We start from the raw sequence: 17673 nt of genomic DNA on the forward strand, positions 1-17673 counted from the left end.
AACAGCTTACTACAGGCAATAAAAAAGGGCCGCTTCGTGGAAGCGGCCCTTTTTTATTGTCCGGCACTGCCTAAAACCTGGCCGGCCAGGTATGCCGCGATAAGCTGGGCGTGGTGCCGACCGTTTTCGATGAACCAACGGCTGGTGGCGCGCCCGCCGCACACGGTGCCGGCCACGAACACACCGCGGCGACTGGTTTCGTGGGTTTGAGGATTGAAGAGCGGGGCGCAGGCTTCATCGGTCGGGTCGGGCTCCACCCGGAAGCGGCCGAGCAGGGCTTCGTCGGGGTGGTAGCCGGTGAGGGCGTACACGAAATCGGTGGGAATCGTTAGGGGGCCGTCGGGGGTGAGAATTTCTATTGCCTCGGGGTGAATGGCGGTGACGGTGGAGTTGAAGTGCGCCGTGATGCGGCCTTCGGCAATGCGGTTGATGAGGTCGGGCCGAATCCAGTACTTGACGGAATTGCTAACTTCCGGGCCGCGCACGATGAGCGTGACTTTGGCCCCGGCGCGGGTTAGTTGCAGGGCGGCTTTGGCCGAGGAGTTTTTGGCCCCAATGACGACCACGTGCTGCAAAACGTGCTGGTACGGCTCTTTGTAGTAGTGGCTGACGTGCGACAGGTCTTCACCGGGCACCCCCAGCAGGTTGGGCAAATCGTAGAAGCCAGTGGCCAAGATGACGTTGCGGGTCGGGATTTCGCCTTTGCTGGTGCTGACGGTGAAGTTGCCCTGCTCGCCGTCGAGCTTCAGCACCTTTTCGTGCAGGCGAATGTCGAGCTTTTCGTCGCGCGCCACGCGCTGATAGTAGTCGAGGGCGTCTTCGCGCAGGGGCTTGTAGTGCGCCGTGGGGAAAGGGTAGCCACCGATTTCGAGCAGTTCGGGGGTGGAGAAAAATTCCATGTTGGTGGGGTAGCCCACCAGGGAATTAACCAATGCGCCCTTTTCCGCGATGGCAACTTTGAGGCCTTTGCGCTGGGTTTCGAGGGCGCAGGCGAGGCCCACGGGGCCGGCTCCGATAATGAGAACGTCGAGCATATGATGTAGAGACGCGAATACGTGTCTGGTCGTTGAACGATAAACAGGTACGCTTCTCTTGAAACCAACCGGCCCGGACGCGGAGACGCAAATATGCGTCTCTACCTTTGTGCCATGCGTACCTGCGACTTGTGCGGCAGCACCGATTTTAAGAAGCTGCCCTTTTATTACGAATTTGAAGGCCAGCGGCTGCAAGGCACCCAGTGCCGCAGCTGCGACTTAATGTTTCTGGACCCGCAGCCCACGCCGGCGCAATTGGAACGGCTCTACGGCAAAGACTACTTCACCGAGCGCCCCAACTACGACCGGACCCAGCAGGAGGTCGTGTTCATCGAAGAAGGCCAGAAGCAGGCTGCTTTAAACCAAGTTCGGCCCGACAAGTTCACGAACTACATTCTGAGCAAGTACCCCGGCCGCCGGTTCCGCTACCTCGACGTGGGCTGCGGCCCCGGCTACACCCTCAAAAGCCTGGAGGCGCTGGGCTGGGAAGCCCATGGCCTGGAAATATCGGAGCACGCCGCTGACTTTGCCCGCCGCGAGCTACACCTGCCCGTGGTGACGGGCAACATCGAAACCACCGAGGACTTCCACGAAAACCAGTTCGACCTGGCTTACATGGGCGACGTGCTGGAGCACCTGCTCTCGCCCAGCGCCACGCTGGCCAAGTTCCACCACATTCTGGAGCCGGGCGGGCTGCTGGTGCTGGCCCTGCCGGCCACGCTCAACCTGCCCACCGTGCGGTTGGGTTTCGCGGCTTATGCCGCGCTGGGCAAGGAGCGCAAGATGGACATTCCACCCTACCACCTGTTCGAATTCACCCCCACCACCATCACCAAAATGCTGAAGAAGCAGGGCTTTGAAGTAGTGGAACTGCTGAACCCGGTGAAGCCGCCGAAGAACATCCGCCTCGGCGGCAGCGTGGTGGAGAAGGTAAGCAAGCTGGCCGGGCAGTACCCCACGTATTACCTGAACAAGCTAACCGGCCGGTTTGGCGACCGCATGTTTGTGGTGGCGCGGAACGTGAAGTAGCGACGTAACCTCATCCCTGGCCCCGATTCGCTTGAAGCGCGAAGCCCGCAGAGAGGGGAGCCATGCGGCGCCAGAACTTCAGTAAAATAAAATTCCCGGCTCAAAAATGAGCCGGGAATTTTTATTAAAATCGTCAGGCTCCCCGCTCCGCGGAGAGGTGCCGGGGGTGAGACTACCCCAGCAGCTCCGTGCTGCGCTTCACGAAGGCCGTCAGGGCCTCGCCTTTCAGCATACCCTGCGACAGCAGCGCCAAATCAAAGGCTTGCTTGGCGAGTGTGTCGCCGCCGTCGGCCAGCACTTTGCTCACCAACGGGTGGTTGGCGTTCACGGTCACATCGTATGACTCCGGGAAGGCGCCGAACATCTGCATGCCGCCCCCGCCGCCAGTGCGCTGCATGTCCTTCATGCGGCGCATGAACTCGTTTTGTGTGATGACCACCGGGGCATCCTGCGGGCTTAGGGCGGCCACTTTCACGTGCATGGCCGGGTTGGCGATGGCCGTGGTGAAGGTTTCTTCCAGCTTCTTCTGGTCGTCCTCGCTCAGCACACTTTCGGTGGCGTCGTCCTTCTCGATGAGTTTGCTCAGTGTATCGGCGTCCACGCGCTTGAAGCTGGTTTTTTCCAGCTTCTGCTCCAGCTGGCCCACGAAGTGCGGGTCGAGCACCTGGTCGAAGTTCAGCACGTCGTAGCCGCGCTCCTGAGCAGCCGCCACGAAGCTGTGCTGGTGTTCGGCGTCGTTGGTGTAGAGCACCACGGTGTTGCCGTTTTTGTCCTGCTGGTTGGCCTGGATGTGCTCGGTGTACTCGTTGATAGTGAACAGCTTTCCATCCACGTTTTTCAGCAGCACGAAGTCTTTGCCCTTGTCGTAGAACTTCTCGTCGCTCAGCATGCCGTACTTCACGAACAAGCCGATATCGCCCCACTTCTCCTCGTAGCCGGCGCGGTCCTGCTTGAACAGGCTGCTCAGCTTGTCGGCCACCTTTTTAGTGATGTAGGTGTTGATTTTGCGCACCGCCGCGTCGGCCTGCAGGAAGCTGCGGCTCACGTTCAGCGGGATATCGGGCGAGTCGATGACGCCGTGCAGCAGCATCAGGAACTCGGGCACCACGTCCTTCACCTCATCAGTGATGAACACCTGGCGCGAGTAGAGCTGAATCTTGTTGCGCGAGAACTGCAGCTCGTCCTTCACCTTCGGGAAGTAGAGAATACCCGTGAGATTGAACGGGTAGTCCACATTCAGGTGAATCCAGAACAGGGGCTCATCCATGCTCATGGGATACAGCTCCTGGTAGAATTTCTTATAGTCCTCGTCGGTCAGCTCGCTCGGCTGCTTGGTCCAGATGGGGTTGGTATCGTTGATAACCTGGCCCTCGAATTCAATCGGAATGGGCAGGAACTTGCAATACTTGGTGAGAATGCCGCGCAACCGGGCTTCCTCCAGAAACTCGTCCGAATCATCGGCCACGTGCAGCACCACATCGGTGCCGCGCTCGGCTTTCTCAGTGGTTTCCAGGGTGAAGGAAGTGCTGCCGTCGCAGGTCCAGTGGGCGGCTTCGGTGCCTTCCTTGTAGCTCTGCGAGAAGATTTCAACCTCGCTGGCCACCATGAAAGCCGAGTAGAAACCCAGGCCGAACTGCCCGATAATCTGGTCTTTAGTAGCAGCGTCTTTCTCCTTGTACTGCTCCACAAACTCGGTGGCGCCGCTGAAGGCAATCTGGTTGATATACTTCTTGATTTCCTCGCCGGTCATGCCCAGGCCGTGGTCCGAAATCGTGATTTTACGGGCTTCCTTGTCCACGGTCACGCGCACTTTCAGCTCGCCCAGCTCGCCTTTGTACTCGCCCAGCTGGGCCAGGCTTTTCAGCTTTTGGGTGGCATCGACGGCATTGCTGACCAGTTCCCGCAGGAAAATCTCGTGGTCGGAATACAAGAACTTCTTGATAATCGGGAAGATGTTCTCGGTGTGGATGGAGATGGAGCCGGTTTCTTGCATGATATAGGTTGGAAACGGTTGAAGACAGACGTAATGGCCGAGCGCAGAAGCACCGGCCACGGTTGTCGTGGCTTTCAAAGGACGTTCCAAGGGGTAATCGGCTGTCAGATTGACAGCGGCGGCGGATTACAGCCGTTCGGGCTGGTGCCGGGGCGGCACCCCGAGGCTGCTGGCGGCCACCGGGCCGGCACCGTACACAGCATCCCATTCGGCCTGTAGCTCGGGCAGGCGGGCCGAATAGTCGGCCAGCCACTTCAGGCCGGGCTCGGGCTGGGGAAAATACTGAATATCAAACTTGATGATGCTCCGAAACATGGCCAGCAGCGAGTCGATGGCCAGCTGGTTGTGCACGCGGTGGCGGTGGTTGACGAGCACCACGCGCTCCAGCGGCAGCTTCACGATGCCCGGCATCCAGCTTACGCCCAGCCACACCTGGTCGTAGACCGAGATGTCGGGGAAGGTGTTCATGTTGAGCAGCAGGTGGCGTACGCCCAACTCCCGGTCCAGGGTCAGGAGCTGCTCGGCGCTTTGGCGCAGGGTACGGGTGTCGGCTCCTGAAGCCCATTCAATACGCAACAGGCTCAGCTGTTCGTCGTATTGCAAAGAAAAGTCAGGAATATTGCTAATTATCACAGAAAAAGGCGCTAAAAGGCCGCTCGGGCAGCAAGTTACGGCATCATTACGAGAAATGTAGCGCAGTGGATTTGTGGACCATTATGGCGCGTGAAATTTATTTACTGAGCAACTTTCATCCTTTACATCCATCTTTGTATTGTGCAAGCCATCCGTTCCCATTTAGCCCTGCTGTTGCTGCTCTGCCTCGTGCGGACGCTGCTGCCTGAGGCATGGATTCTGGCCCTGCACCCCCACGCCCACACCACCGAGGAGCCAGCCCAGGCCCCGGCTTTCCGCCACAAAGGCAAGGCCCTCGTCAGTGCCAAGCACCAGCACTGCGACGTAGAGCAGTTTTATGATGTGGCGTTTCAGGCGGCCGGCCCGGTGGGCGTGCCCCAGCCCCGCGTGGCTGTGCGCTACGCCGCTGCGCCCGCCCTGCCGCCCGTGCGGCCGGCGGCAGGCGAGGTGCTGTTTGCGCGGTCGTTGCGCGGCCCGCCCGCCCGCGCCTAACCTCCGGCGCATCCCTTTTTTCTTACTGGTGTTACCCTGCTTCGCCCGCAGCTGCGCTTTTGCGCGGTTGGCGGGCCGGGCTGCTTTGGCTTTTTTATGTCATTCCTCATTCCCCGTTTTTCTTTATTGATGGGCCTGGCGATAGTGCCCACGGCTCTTTTTGCTCAGAATGTCCCGCCCGTTGCGCCGCGTGTCCGCACGGCGGCACCCCTTACCGGCCGCATTACCGACGCGGCTACCGGCGAGGGCCTGCCCGGGGCCAACATTATTTTCGACGACCTGAAGCAGGGCACGGCCGCTGGGCCGGATGGCTCGTTCAGCTTCAGCAGCCTGCCGCGGGGGCGCTTCACGGTGCAAGTGCGTTCGCTGGGCTACAACACCGTGACGCAGACCGTGGACACGGGCAGCGGCCAGCCGCTTGATTTCAAGCTGACGGCGGCGGCCACCGAGATTGGGCAAGTGGTGGTGACAGGCGTGAGCCAGGCCACGCAACTGCGGCGCTCGCCCATCCCGACCTCGGTGGTGGACCGCACGCGGCTGAACCAAACGGCCGGCTCGAACCTGGTGGACGCCATTGCGCACACGCCGGGCGTGGCCCAGATTACGACCGGCGCGGCCATCAGCAAGCCCGTGGTGCGCGGGCTGGGCTACAACCGCGTCATCACCCTGAACAACGGCGCCCGGCAGGAAGGCCAGCAGTGGGGCGACGAGCACGGCATTGAGATTGACGAGTTTAGCGTGGACCGGGCCGAAATTATTAAGGGGCCGGGCTCGCTATTGTACGGGTCCGATGCCATGGCCGGCGTCATCAATTTTGTGGCGCCCGACCCTATTGCCGAAGGCCATATCACGGGCACGGCCACGGCCAACTATCAGACCAACAATCATCTGCAGGCCTACTCTTTCCAGAACGCGGGCAACCTGAACGGCTTCAACTGGCTGGCGCGGGGCACCCGCAAGGTGGCCGGCGACTACCAGAACCGCTACGATGGCCGGGTGTACAATTCGGGCTTCAATGAGTGGGACGCCAACGGCTACGTGGGCGTGAACAAAAGATGGGGCTACTCGCATCTGACGTTCAGCAGCTTCAACCAGCGGCTGGGGCTGACGGAAGGCGCCCGCGACCCGCAAACCGGGCGCTTCCTGAAAGACGTGCCCAGCGGCGACTCGACCCTGAGCGTGCCCGTGACCGACGGCGACCTGCGCGGCTACGGCCTGGCCGTGCCGCAGCAACAGATTAACCACCTGCGCCTGGGCACCGACAACAGCTTCATTCTGGGCTCGAACGGCGGGCGCATTGGTCTGCAGGTGAGCTACCAGCAGAACCTACGCCGCGAATACGGCAACGTGCTCGACCCCAGTGAAACCTCCCTGTACTTCCAGCTGCGCACCGTGGATTACTCGCTGCGCTACTTCCTGCCCGAAAAAAATGGCTGGAACCTGACCGTGGGCACCAGCGGCCTGCACCAGCAAAACCAGAACCTTGGCCAGGAATTCCTGATTCCGGCCTACCGCGTGAACGAGGGCGGCGTGTTCGGGGTGGCCAAGAAAACCCTGGGCGCGCTCGACATCAGCGGCGGGCTGCGGTACGATGTGCGCCAGATTTCGGCCGATAAGCTGCTGCTTGACAGTAATGAGCGGCCCAGCAACGCCCCCACGGCCGAGACTAAGTTCCCTGGCTTCCGGAGCACCTTCCGCAACTACAGCGGCAGCTTGGGGGCGGCGTATAATCTGAATGAGAAGCTGACGGTGAAGGCCAACCTTTCGCGCGGCTTCCGGGCCCCCAATATTGCCGAGCTGGGTTCGAATGGCAAGCACGAGGGCACCATTCGCTACGAAATCGGCAACGACAACCTGGCCCCCGAAACCAGCCTGCAGGTGGATGCCGGCGTGAGCTACGTCACGGACCACGTTCGGCTCAGCGTCGATGCGTTCGAGAACAGTATCAGCAATTACATTTTTACGCGCCGCCTGCTCACGGCCAGCGGGGGCGACTCGCTGCGCGACGACACCCGCGCCTATAAGTACGACCAGGGCCAGGCCCGGCTGATGGGCGGCGAGGTCAGCCTCGACTTTCACCCCCACCCGCTCGACTGGCTGCACTTCGAAAACTCGTTTTCGATGGTGCGCGCCGAGCAGCTGAACGTGGAACAGGCCGAAAAGTACCTACCCTTCATCCCCGGCGACCGGCTGCAATCGGAGCTGCGAGCCAATTTCCGCCGCCAAGGCAAGCGCATCACCAACCCTTACGCCCGTGTGCAGCTGGAACACAACTTCGCCCAGAACCGCTACTTCTCGGCCTTCGACACCGAGACGGCCACGCCCGGCTACACGCTCATCAACGCTGGCATTGGCACCGATTTGGCCGATGCTAAGGGCCGGACGCTGTTTTCGCTCTTCATCACCGCCAACAACCTGTTCGACGTGGGCTACCAAAGCCACCTGAGCCGCCTGAAATATGCCGACTTCAACGCCTCGAACGGCCGTTATGGCGTGTTCAACCAAGGGCGGAACGTGAGCGTGCGGCTGGTGGTGCCGCTGGCGTTTAAGTAGCCGGGCGCGGCTTTTGCTGCCTAGGCAGAACCGCACTAATACAACCCGCCGGCTACTCAAGGCCCGGCTTTTCGCAACGGTCGGCGGCTTCCATCCGGAAGGCGCCGACCGTATTTTTTTATCCCGATATAAAACTGTTTCTTTCGGTAAATTTCATAAATCCCGCCCTTTTCAAACTTATATGTCCGAACTCTTTACGAACCTTCCCAAAGCCCGTACCTCGCTGCTGCGCTCGCTGCAGAAAGCCTTTCAGCTGGCCGTGGCGGCCAACGAACCCGGCGCGCCCTCGGCCGAGGAGCTGGCAGAGCTGGCCACCGGCCAGACCCGGCGCGACTTCCTGGCCACCACCACCAAGCTGGGCGTGCTGGTGGGAGCCGGTGGCCTGCTGGCCGCCTGCGAAAAGGTGGCCATCGAGCCCGGCATGCCCGGCACCACCGGCTTTGCCGATGCCAAGGGCACGGGGCCGCGCATTGCCATTGTGGGCGCGGGCATGGCCGGCCTCAACTGCGCTTACCAGCTGAAAAAAGCCGGCGTCCGGGCTGATATCTACGAAGCCAGCAACCGCGTGGGCGGCCGCATTTTCACGGCGTCCGGCCTGATGGGTTCGGGCGTGACCACGGAGCTGGGCGGCGAGTTCATCGACTCGGGCCACGCCGATATGCTGGGGCTGGTACAGGAATTCGGCCTGCCGCTCTACGACGTGGAATCGCCCAGCGAAACGGTGCTCACCAAGGATGCCTACTTTTTTGGGGGCCAGCACCATAGCGTGGCCCAGGTCATTCAGGCTTTCCAGCCCTACGCCAACCAAATTCAGGCCGACGGCCGCTCGCTGCCGAACAACAACATCACCTACGACCACCTGAGCGCCAGCGCCGCCCGCTTCGACCAGCTCTCGATTTCGGCGTATTTCGATTCCATCGGAATGACGGGCTGGATTCGGACGCTGCTGGAAGAGGCGTACGTGACCGAGTTCGGCCGCGAGGCCAACGACCAGACGTCCATCAACTTCCTGTGGATGTTTCAGGCCGATGCGAGCAAGGGCACGTTCGACATTTTCGGCATCAGCGACGAGCGGTACAAAATAAAGGGCGGCAACCAGCAGCTGGTCGATGCCGTGGCGGCGCAGCTGCCCGGGCAAATCACGCTCCAGCGCAAATTGGTGGCCTTGAGCCAGAGCGGTGCTGCGTATCAGCTCACCTTCGAGCTGCCCGACCGCACCCGCACCGTGGTCACGGCCGATTACGTGGCCCTGACCATTCCCTTCACCATTCTGCGGACTGTGGCCCTCAACCTGCCGCTGCCCGCCTGGAAAACCAACGCTATCCAAAACCTGGGCTACGGCACCAACGCCAAGCTTTTCCTGGGCTTCAACGGCCGGCCCTGGCGTACCAATGGCTACACCGGCTATTTCTTCTCGGATACCGTGACCCAGGGCGGCTGGGACGGCTCGCAAATGCAGCCCGGCAACGTGGGCACCTTCACGGTGTTTGTGGGCGGGCAGGTTGGCGTCGACATGGGCACGGGCACGCCGCAATCGCAGGCCGGCCAGCACCTCGCCGTGCTCGATGCCGCCTGGCCCGGCACCCGCACCGCCTTCAACGGCAACGTGCAGCGCTTCCACTGGCCCACGCACCCGCACACGCTGGCTAGCTACGCCTGCTACCGGGTGGGCCAGTACAGCACCATTGCCGGGGCCGAAGGCAAGCCGGTGGGCAATCTGTTTTTTGCCGGCGAGCACTGCAGCGCCTGGTACCAGGGCTACATGAACGGCGCCGCCGAAACCGGCCGCCTGGCCGCCAGCGGCATTCAGGCGGCCTTGCGAAGCGGCACCACTGCCCTGGTGCACCGCTTTATGCGCCGCCGCGAGCAGGTGTTGGCGGTTTAATATTGGTTGCCCCTTTTGCGCTTAATTGCCCGCATCCCCGCCTGGGGGGCGGGCTTTTTTTTCGGGCGATGGGTGATAGTTGGGCCGGAAATGGATTAATTAGTACATGCCTGCTCTTATGACTGCTTTCCACTCACTTTCCATGCCCGCGCCGGCCGCCACCGCGCTGCGCGATGCCCTACTCGCCGACCGCGAGCAGGCCCTGACGCGGCTCTACCGCCGGGCTTTTCCGCTGGTGCGGCGTTACATGGGCGGCCACGGCGGCACGGACCAAGATGCGCAGGACGTGTTTCAGGATGCGTTGGTGGTTCTTTATGAGCAGGCCGTGGGCGGCACGCTGGTGCTCACTGCCTCGGCCAGTACCTACCTGGTGGGCATTGCTCGCAACCTGTGGCACCACGAGCAGCGCCGCCGCGCCCGCCTGCCGCACGAGGCCCTGCCCGACGACGCGGACCCGCTGGCCGCCTTAGCCGCCGAAGAATCCGACGATGCTATCGAGCCGACTTTTGCCGTGCTGGACTACGTGGCGCGCCTGGGCGAGAAGTGCCGGAACGTGCTGCTGGCCTTCTATTATTTCCAGCAGCCCCTCACCCAGATTGCCGAGGCCAATGGCTACCGCTCGGTGCGCTCGGCTACGGTGCAGAAGTTCAAGTGCCTGGAGCGGCTGCGGAATTCGGTGCGGGCCGCTTTTCATTCCGAAGTCCTTTACCGCTAAGCCATGCGTCCCGAACTCGAACGCCTGCAGCTGATTGAGCAGCAAATCCTCAACACCCCCGCCGCCCTCTCGGCCGAGGACTGGACCGTGCGGCTATTAGTCGACGGCGAACTGGCCGCCGATGCGGAAACGCAGCAGCAGCTCTACCACGGCCTGCGCCTGGCCGGCCGCCAGCAGCTGCGGCAGGAGCTGCGCCAGATTCATGCGCAACTGTACGGCGGCTGGCGCGCCTGGCTCCGCCGCATCTGGCCCATGTAGAGACGCGACACTTCGCGTCTCGGCGTTGAACGGCCGGAACCGCGCCGAACCACGCATTCACAACAACATTAGCAAACGTAGCTAACGACCAGACGCAAAATATTGCGTCTCTACCTCCACCTCTTCACTGCGGGCCACCTTACCCTTGCTTTTCAGCCGGGCGGGCACCGCCATGCCTTTCCCTCCCCAACATTCACATGCTCAACCAAACTGAATTCCGAAAATTTGCCGTGCACGGCCAGGGCCTCAACGGCCTGCGCGTTGACCAGTACATCTCCCACATAGAGGGACAAACCCGGCCCTACATCACCAACATGACCCGCTCGGTCATCGAAGAGCGACCCCAGAACTTTCGCGAAATCGACGTGTTTTCGCGCCTGATTATGGACCGCATCATCTTTCTGGGCCAGGCCGTCGACGACAACATCGCCAACATCATCAACGCCCAACTGCTGTTTCTGGAATCGGCCGATGCCCGCAAGGATATTCTGCTCTACATCAACTCGCCGGGTGGCTCGGTGTACGCCGGGTTTGGGATGTACGATACCATGCAGTACGTCACGCCCGACGTGGCTACCATCTGCACCGGGCTGGCCGCCAGCATGGGGGCGTTTCTGCTGTGCGGCGGCGCTATTGGCAAACGCTCGGCCCTGCCCCACGCCCGCGTCATGATTCACCAGCCCAGCGGCGGCGTGCAGGGCCCATCGGCCGATATCGAAATCACGGCCCGCGAGGTCATCAAAATCCGCGAGGAACTCTACGGCATCTACGCCGAGCGCACCGGCAAAACCTACCAGCAAATCCACGCCGACTCCGACCGCGACTACTGGCTGCGCGCCGATGAGGCTAAGGAATACGGCCTGATTGACGAGGTGCTGACGAGAAGTTAGCAGGCCGTATTACCCCGCGATTACCACCCCTCGCACCCAAAGCCCGTCCATTTACGTTCTTGGCGCAGCGTCAACGCTTCGCCCCCATGCCCCACGACCACGACCACAGCGCCCCCGGCCACTCGCATGCCGGCCACCAGCACGCCGCTCCGCCGCCCGGCGGCGCGTTCAGTGCGGCCTTCGCCATTGGCATCGGCCTCAATCTGGCATTTGTGATTGCCGAAACCATTGGCGGCTTTTGGGCCAATTCCAGCGCCCTGCTCTCTGATGCCGGCCACAACCTGAGCGACGTGCTCAGCCTGGCCCTGGCCTGGGGCGCGGCCTGGCTGGCGGGCCGGCCCGCTACGCGGCGCTACACCTTCGGCTACCGGGGCGCCACCATTCAGGCGGCGCTGCTCAATACAGCCCTGCTCTACGCCGCGCTGGGCTTCATTCTGTGGGAAACCATTGACCACCTGCGCCACCCCGAGCCCGTGAACGGCCGCTGGGTGATGCTGCTGGCCGGCATTGGCATCTTAATAAACGGCATCACCGCCCTGCTGTTTCGCAGCGGCCAAAAGGGCGACGTGAACGTGCGCGGCGCCTACCTGCACATGATGACCGATGCCCTGGTGAGCGTGGGCGTGGTGGCCGGCGGCGGCCTGGTGCTGCTCACCGGCTGGACCTGGCTCGACCCGGCCATCAGCTTCATTATCCTCGGCATCATCGCCTACAGCTCGTGGGGGCTGTTGCGCGACAGCCTGCGCCTGGGCCTGCAAGCTGTGCCCGACGGCATCGACCCCGAGGCCGTGCGCGCCTACTTACTGAAGCAGCCGCAGGTCGAATCCGTCCACGACCTGCACATCTGGAGCCTCAGTAGCGCCGGCCATGATGCCGCCCTTATGGCCCACCTCGTGCGCCCCGGCGGAGCCGATGCTACTTGGCTGAGTACCCTCACCCACGGCCTCGAAACCGAATTCAACATCCGCCACAGCACCGTGCAGGTGGAGGATGGGCCCCTGCCTGGCGGCTGCCACAGCCACTGCGAACTGGCCGCACCGGCCGAACCGGCGGCAGTACACGCCCACTAATACCTTGGCGAACCCGCTTCCGGCTTGTGCCACCACAAGTTGGTGCTACATTTCGCCATGCAAGTTTCCCACCCCACTAAATCCACCGTTCTCACCGCTGCCGTCATTGTGGCCGCGCTGGGCTATTTCGTCGACATTTACGACCTGATTCTGTTCAGCATCGTGCGTGTCAAAAGCCTCAATGACCTTGGCATCATCGACAAAGCCGCCGTTACGGACCGGGGCTTGTTCCTGATAAACATGCAGATGGGCGGCATGCTGCTCGGCGGCATTCTCTGGGGCATTCTGGGCGATAAAAAGGGCCGGCTCTCGGTACTGTTCGGCTCCATCCTGCTCTATTCGCTGGCCAACATTGCCAACGGCTTCGTCCAGACCATCGACCAATACGCCTGGCTGCGCCTGATAGCCGGTATCGGACTGGCCGGCGAGCTGGGCGCGGGCATCACCCTCGTGAGTGAAAGCCTACCCAAAGAAAAACGTGGCTACGGCACCATGATAGTGGCCACCGTGGGCGTAAGCGGGGCCATGCTGGGTTACTGGGTGGGCGAAAAGCTGGGCTGGCGCAATGCTTATTTCGTGGGCGGCGGGCTGGGTCTAGCCCTGCTGCTGCTGCGCGTGAGCGTGTTCGAGTCGGGCATGTTCCAGCAGGTACAGGCCCAGGCCGAGGTGTCGCGCGGCAATTTCCTGAGCTTGTTCACCCATCCGGTGCGGCTGGGCAAATACCTGCGCGTGCTCCTGATTGGGGTGCCGCTGTGGTTTGTAGTGGGCATCCTGGTGACGCTGGCGCCGGAGTTTGGGCGGGCGCTGGGCCTCACGGGCGAGGTTACGGCCGGGCTGGCGGTGTTCTGGTGCTACTTCGGGCTGGTGTTTGGCGATTTTATCAGCGGGGCGCTGAGCCAGGTGTGGCACTCGCGCAACAAGGCGTTGCAGGTGTTTCTGGTATTTTGCGCCACGCTGGTGGCAGTGTATTTATTCGGAATTAAAGGGGCTTCGCCGGCGGTTTTCTATGGTGTATGCTTCGTACTGGGCGTGTCGGTGGGCTTCTGGGCCCTGTTTGTGACGGTGGCCGCCGAGCAGTTCGGCACCAATCTGCGGGCTACAGTGGCCACCACCGCCCCCAACTTTGCGCGCGGCGCGGTGGTGGGCCTGGTGCCCGCTTTCAAGTACCTGAGCGGGGCGTTGGGCTTCGTGCCAGGCGCGGCGGTGCTGGGCGGCCTCTCGCTGCTGGTGGCCTTCTGGGCCGTGAGCACCCTGCCCGAGAGCTACGGCAAGGACCTCGACTACGTGGAAGAATAGCCTGCGCAGCAGGCGGCGCGGCGCACTCCGGACGGACCTACTTCGGGGCTTCCACCTGAAACTGGCCTGTGGTGCGCACCGGTTCCCCTTGCTGCGTCAGCCCTTCCGTCACGATGCGGAAGCTGCCCGCCTTTTCGGCACTCACAAAGGTCACGGTAGCCGTGCCGGTGGCGCCGGTGCGCACCCCGGCGTTCCAGTAGAGCGTGGCGCTGCTGCGCCCGTCGGTGGGGGCTTCGGCGCCCGTGGCGGGGCGGTAAAACTCGCGTACCCGCTGCAGGCGCGGCGGCGCGTACAGCGGCGGGCGCGTGGTGGGGGCGGGTTCGGCCCCGGCCACGTAGTTGGGGTTGCCGTGTTTGGTCAGAAAGGACAGGGCCCCGGCCCCGCCCCGCTCGCCAAAAATGGCCGCCGACCCCGGCCGCAGCACCTCCACGGCCTCAAAGTCGACGATGGGCACGGTGGCCAGCATACTAGGGCTCACGGGCACCCCGTCGAGCAGCAGCAGCGGCAAGCCCGCCGCCTCGCTGACGGGCTCGGTCGCCACCGGCTGGCGCGAGCGTCCGGCGGCACTAGCCGCGCCCGAAGCGGCCTGCAGCGCCGGGCCCAGGTGGGTTTGCTCGGCGCCGCTCTGGCCGCGCATGGTAATGCGCACGTTGCCCTGGCTACCGGTCACGCTGAGGCCCGAGACCCGGCCTTGCAGTATTTGCAACACGTTTTGATAAGTGGCAATGCCCGGTATGTCTTTGGTCAGAATGGTGACGTCGGGGCGGCTGTAGATGCGGCGGTTGTCAGTTAGCGGCGCCTGCGGGGCGCGCTGCTTCACCTGCACCTCGCCCAACAGGATACTCCGGCCCTGGTAGGCCGCCACTTGCTTCTGAATAGCGGCAAAACCCGGTCCGGCACTGTCGGCAGCCCAGGGCCACGGCGTCCGGTCCGCGGCCGAAATGGCCAGCGTATTGTCGTCGAGTAGCACTTGCGGGTGCCGGGTGCCCTTGACGGGCTGGGCCACCACGCGCACGGCCGCCGAGTCCTGCCCCGAAAAGCCGGTAAACATAAAGCGGCCCTGCCCGTCGGCCTGCACTTCGTGCACCTGCAAGGGCTGCAAGCGGGTGAGGCTGACGATGGCACCGGGCACCGGCGCAAGGTGCTTGTCCACGACGCGGCCGCCAAGGCTGGGCCCCAGCTCGCGCGGGTAGCTTGTTTCCGGCCACTGGTTGGCCAGCACTTCCTTCCACACGAAGCGCCGCCAGCCCTGGGTGAGCAGTAAGTCGTCGAGGGCGCGGCCGACAGCCGCGGTGCGGGCCGCGAAGTAATACCCGGGCTGCTCCACCGGCCCCGGCAGGTCGGCCGTGAGCAGTAGCGCGGTGCGAATATCCGGGCCGTGCGCTAGCGTGGGGGCCGCCGCGTCGGTCACGGCCAGGGCGAAGTTGCCGGCCAGCGGCCGCCCAGCCGCATCTTGGGCCGATACCTGCAGCGTTACTTTTTCGTGCGGGGCGTACGCGGCTTTGTCCGGCTGCACGCGCAGCCGGACACCGGGGCCAGGGTCGTGAAAGCTCAGCCGCTCGCAACGGGCCACCTGCTGTCCGTCGAACAGGGTGACGTGCAAAATACCGGCCGGCAGGTTCTTCTTAGGCACGGCCAGCTCCAGCGGCCGGCCCTCGCTCACCTCGGCCTGCCCCGCATAAGCCAGGGTGTTCTGGACATGGGCGGCCAGGGCCACGCGCTCGGTCGCGGCCTCGCCCGAGCCGGCCATGCGGCGCACCAGCACCAGAAAAGCATCGGGCCGCTCCTGCACCTGCAGGGTAAGCCCGGCCGGCTGGGCCGCGGGCAGCGGGTACGTGGCCTCCGGCCCGCCGGAAAAGCGGAGGCGGGCCGTGTAGCGCCGGCCGGGCGCGGGCTGCAACTCGAAGCGGCCCATACCCAGGTGCTGGCTGCGCAACTGGGCCACCACCGTGCCCTGCTCGTCCTGCACCGTGCCCTGCACCCCAATGCCCCGGCCGGCGGCATCGGTGGCCTTGAAGGCGACGGTGCTCGGCAGCCCCGCCACCAACTCGCCGCCTTCGGGGAAAAACTGCACCGCGCCGGCCGTAGCCGGCGGCTTCTTTTCCGGGGCCCGAGCCCCAGACCCCGAGGCGGCCACCACCGGCACCACGCGGCTGAAGAGGTAGTTGGGCGTGTTGCGCATCCAGCTGGTGTAGGCGCGGAGCGTGTAGAGGCCTTCGGGCAGGTTAGGCGGGAGCGGCAAGCTGCCCGGGGCGCCGCCGTCCTGCACGGCTAGGGCGTGGTGCAGGAGCAGCTTCTGGTCGGGCCCGACGACGTCAACGTAAAGCACCCGGCTGAGGCTGTCCGGCAGCAGGGGCGCGGCACCGGTCACGTAGCCCTTGCACCAGATGGTTTCGCCGGCGGCGTAAGCGTCGCGGTCGAGCTGCAGGTACACTTTCTCCGGGGTGGTGAGGGCGTAGAAACGCCGCAGCTGCTGCGCGAGTCGCGGCCCGAAATCATCGGTCGGCCATTGAAAAGCTGCGAGTGCGGCCGGTGCAGCCACCGCCAGGAATAAGCGCCAAAGTTTCATAAATAGAGCAGAAAATGTGGGGGCAGTCACAAGTATAACGGGTATTATGCGGTGCGCCCCGGCCCTGGTGTCGTCGGCCTGGGTAGCCGCGGCCGCACCGCAAGTATTTTTTCTACAGGAATCCTGCTTGATTTTATTTTTGATACCGCCTTGTATCGCGGCCATCAGCCACCGCTGGCGCCACGCCAATACCTGGGCCACGCGAAAGAATAAACCTGATGTAAGCCAGCAAACAACCACCTTCGGCGGGCGCGTTGCGTTTGAAGAAACACCCCACCGTTGGCGGGCCGTAATCCCTTGCCATGAACAAACTCCTTTTTGGCGCGGCCATCTTCACGGCCTCCGCCCTTTCGGCCCACGCTCAAACCACTCCCGCCATCACGCCGGCCTCGGCAGACCCAGCGTGCGGCCGATGCCAAAGCCACTTACGACGCCTAGAAGCAGCAAAGCAACAACAGCGACCAAGCCGTGCGCGACAGCAAAAACCAGCTAAAAGAAACCGCCAACCAGCAAAAGACCTGAAAAAGCAGTTGCACGAGCAGCGCGACGCCGAAAAAGCCCAAACAACCCAGCTTAAAGAGCAGCGCGACGTCGCCGCCGAAGCCAAGAAAGAGGAGCGCGACGCCCGCGACATGGCCAAGGCCGCAAAGAAACGCGCCAAGGAAATGAAATAACGAAGCAGCCTATCCGTCGTATTCAGTAAAGCTCCGGCCCCGGCCGGAGTTTTTTATTGCCCGCTTGCCGGTCTCTGCTCCTACTTTCGTCCCCATTTCCCAATACCCGCATGGCCACACCTACCAAAAACACCACCATGTACTACCCGTGGCACCACTTCGTGCTGCTGCCGTTGGCATTCCTCATGGCTGGTTACGCCATCACTCGCTACACCAAAGTAGCCGGCGACGACGACCAGACAGCCCGGCTTTGGTTCACGGTGGCCGCACTGGCCGTTATTGGCCTGGGTGTGCTCCTGATGCTGCGCCAGCACTACGCCCTGCAATTGCAGGACCGCATCTGCCGGCTCGAAGTGCGTCAGCGCTACTTTGAGGTGAGTGGCCAACGCTTCGCGCCGCTCGAAAAGCAGCTTAGCCTCGCCCAAATCCTGAGCTTGCGCCTGGCCGGTGACGCCGAACTGCCGGCCCTGGCCCAGGCCGCCGCAACCTCCAACCTTTCGCCAAAAGACATCCAGGCCCGTATTACCGATTTTCAGTTCGACACCATGCGCGTCTGATTTAGTGGATTGGCGGAGTAGTGGA

The 17673-nt window shown here is 63.0% G+C and carries 15 protein-coding genes; 11 read left to right on the forward strand and 4 right to left on the reverse strand.

Annotated elements, in window-relative coordinates; genetic code table 11:
* Positions 1 to 53: 53 nt before the first annotated feature.
* Positions 54 to 1034, reverse strand: a complete 981-nt coding sequence (locus I7X13_RS19555; RefSeq protein WP_198076766.1) for a YpdA family putative bacillithiol disulfide reductase — start codon at positions 1032 to 1034, stop codon at positions 54 to 56.
* Between the two features lie 114 nt (positions 1035 to 1148).
* Here I7X13_RS19555 and I7X13_RS19560 point away from each other — a divergent pair, with 114 nt between their 5' ends.
* Positions 1149 to 2063: a class I SAM-dependent methyltransferase gene (locus I7X13_RS19560; RefSeq protein ID WP_198076767.1), complete on the forward strand. Its 915-nt coding sequence runs from the start codon at positions 1149 to 1151 to the stop codon at positions 2061 to 2063.
* 172 nt (positions 2064 to 2235) lie between these two features.
* Here I7X13_RS19560 and htpG read toward each other — a convergent pair whose 3' ends face one another.
* The gene (htpG, locus tag I7X13_RS19565) at positions 2236 to 4056 is read right to left on the reverse strand and encodes a molecular chaperone HtpG (RefSeq protein WP_198076768.1); all 1821 of its coding nucleotides are present in this window, start codon (positions 4054 to 4056) and stop codon (positions 2236 to 2238) included.
* A gap of 126 nt (positions 4057 to 4182) precedes the next feature.
* Positions 4183 to 4659 carry a hypothetical protein gene (locus I7X13_RS19570; RefSeq protein WP_198069617.1) on the reverse strand — a complete coding sequence of 159 codons (477 nt, stop codon included), beginning with the start codon at positions 4657 to 4659 and terminating at the stop codon, positions 4183 to 4185.
* A 171-nt stretch (positions 4660 to 4830) separates the two neighbouring features.
* Between I7X13_RS19570 and I7X13_RS19575 the strand changes: the two genes are divergently transcribed.
* The 8 genes from I7X13_RS19575 (at position 4831) to I7X13_RS19610 (ending at position 13848) form a co-directional block, all read left to right on the forward strand.
* Positions 4831 to 5181, forward strand: coding sequence for a hypothetical protein (locus I7X13_RS19575; RefSeq protein ID WP_198076769.1), 351 nt, complete (start codon positions 4831 to 4833; stop codon positions 5179 to 5181).
* Between the two features lie 96 nt (positions 5182 to 5277).
* Positions 5278 to 7734, forward strand: a complete 2457-nt coding sequence (locus tag I7X13_RS19580) for a TonB-dependent receptor (RefSeq protein WP_233454862.1) — start codon at positions 5278 to 5280, stop codon at positions 7732 to 7734.
* A gap of 181 nt (positions 7735 to 7915) precedes the next feature.
* Positions 7916 to 9619, forward strand: a complete 1704-nt coding sequence (locus tag I7X13_RS19585) for an NAD(P)/FAD-dependent oxidoreductase (protein ID WP_198076770.1) — start codon at positions 7916 to 7918, stop codon at positions 9617 to 9619.
* 118 nt (positions 9620 to 9737) lie between these two features.
* A complete protein-coding gene (locus I7X13_RS19590) occupies positions 9738 to 10334 on the forward strand; it encodes an RNA polymerase sigma factor (RefSeq protein ID WP_198076771.1) in 597 nt (198 codons plus the stop codon).
* A 3-nt stretch (positions 10335 to 10337) separates the two neighbouring features.
* Positions 10338 to 10592, forward strand: a complete 255-nt coding sequence (locus I7X13_RS19595; protein ID WP_198076772.1) for a hypothetical protein — start codon at positions 10338 to 10340, stop codon at positions 10590 to 10592.
* A gap of 197 nt (positions 10593 to 10789) precedes the next feature.
* On the forward strand, positions 10790 to 11482 hold the full coding sequence (locus I7X13_RS19600; protein WP_198076773.1) for a ClpP family protease: 693 nt from the start codon (positions 10790 to 10792) through the stop codon (positions 11480 to 11482).
* A gap of 86 nt (positions 11483 to 11568) precedes the next feature.
* On the forward strand, positions 11569 to 12552 hold the full coding sequence (locus I7X13_RS19605) for a cation diffusion facilitator family transporter (RefSeq protein ID WP_198069611.1): 984 nt from the start codon (positions 11569 to 11571) through the stop codon (positions 12550 to 12552).
* Between the two features lie 57 nt (positions 12553 to 12609).
* Positions 12610 to 13848 carry an MFS transporter gene (locus I7X13_RS19610; RefSeq protein ID WP_198069610.1) on the forward strand — a complete coding sequence of 413 codons (1239 nt, stop codon included), beginning with the start codon at positions 12610 to 12612 and terminating at the stop codon, positions 13846 to 13848.
* 37 nt (positions 13849 to 13885) lie between these two features.
* On the opposite strand, the gene I7X13_RS19615 is transcribed toward I7X13_RS19610, so the two are convergent.
* Positions 13886 to 16417 (reverse strand): TonB-dependent receptor plug domain-containing protein, encoded by a 2532-nt coding sequence (locus tag I7X13_RS19615; RefSeq protein WP_198076774.1) that lies wholly within the window; start codon positions 16415 to 16417, stop codon positions 13886 to 13888.
* A 302-nt stretch (positions 16418 to 16719) separates the two neighbouring features.
* Between I7X13_RS19615 and I7X13_RS19620 the strand changes: the two genes are divergently transcribed.
* Positions 16720 to 17091: a hypothetical protein gene (locus I7X13_RS19620; RefSeq protein ID WP_198076775.1), complete on the forward strand. Its 372-nt coding sequence runs from the start codon at positions 16720 to 16722 to the stop codon at positions 17089 to 17091.
* Between the two features lie 110 nt (positions 17092 to 17201).
* Positions 17202 to 17648: a DUF6526 family protein gene (locus I7X13_RS19625; RefSeq protein WP_198069607.1), complete on the forward strand. Its 447-nt coding sequence runs from the start codon at positions 17202 to 17204 to the stop codon at positions 17646 to 17648.
* The last annotated feature ends 25 nt before the right edge of the window (positions 17649 to 17673 follow it).

It is taken from the genome of Hymenobacter negativus, assembly GCF_016056375.1.
Lineage (GTDB): Bacteria > Bacteroidota > Bacteroidia > Cytophagales > Hymenobacteraceae > Hymenobacter > Hymenobacter negativus_A.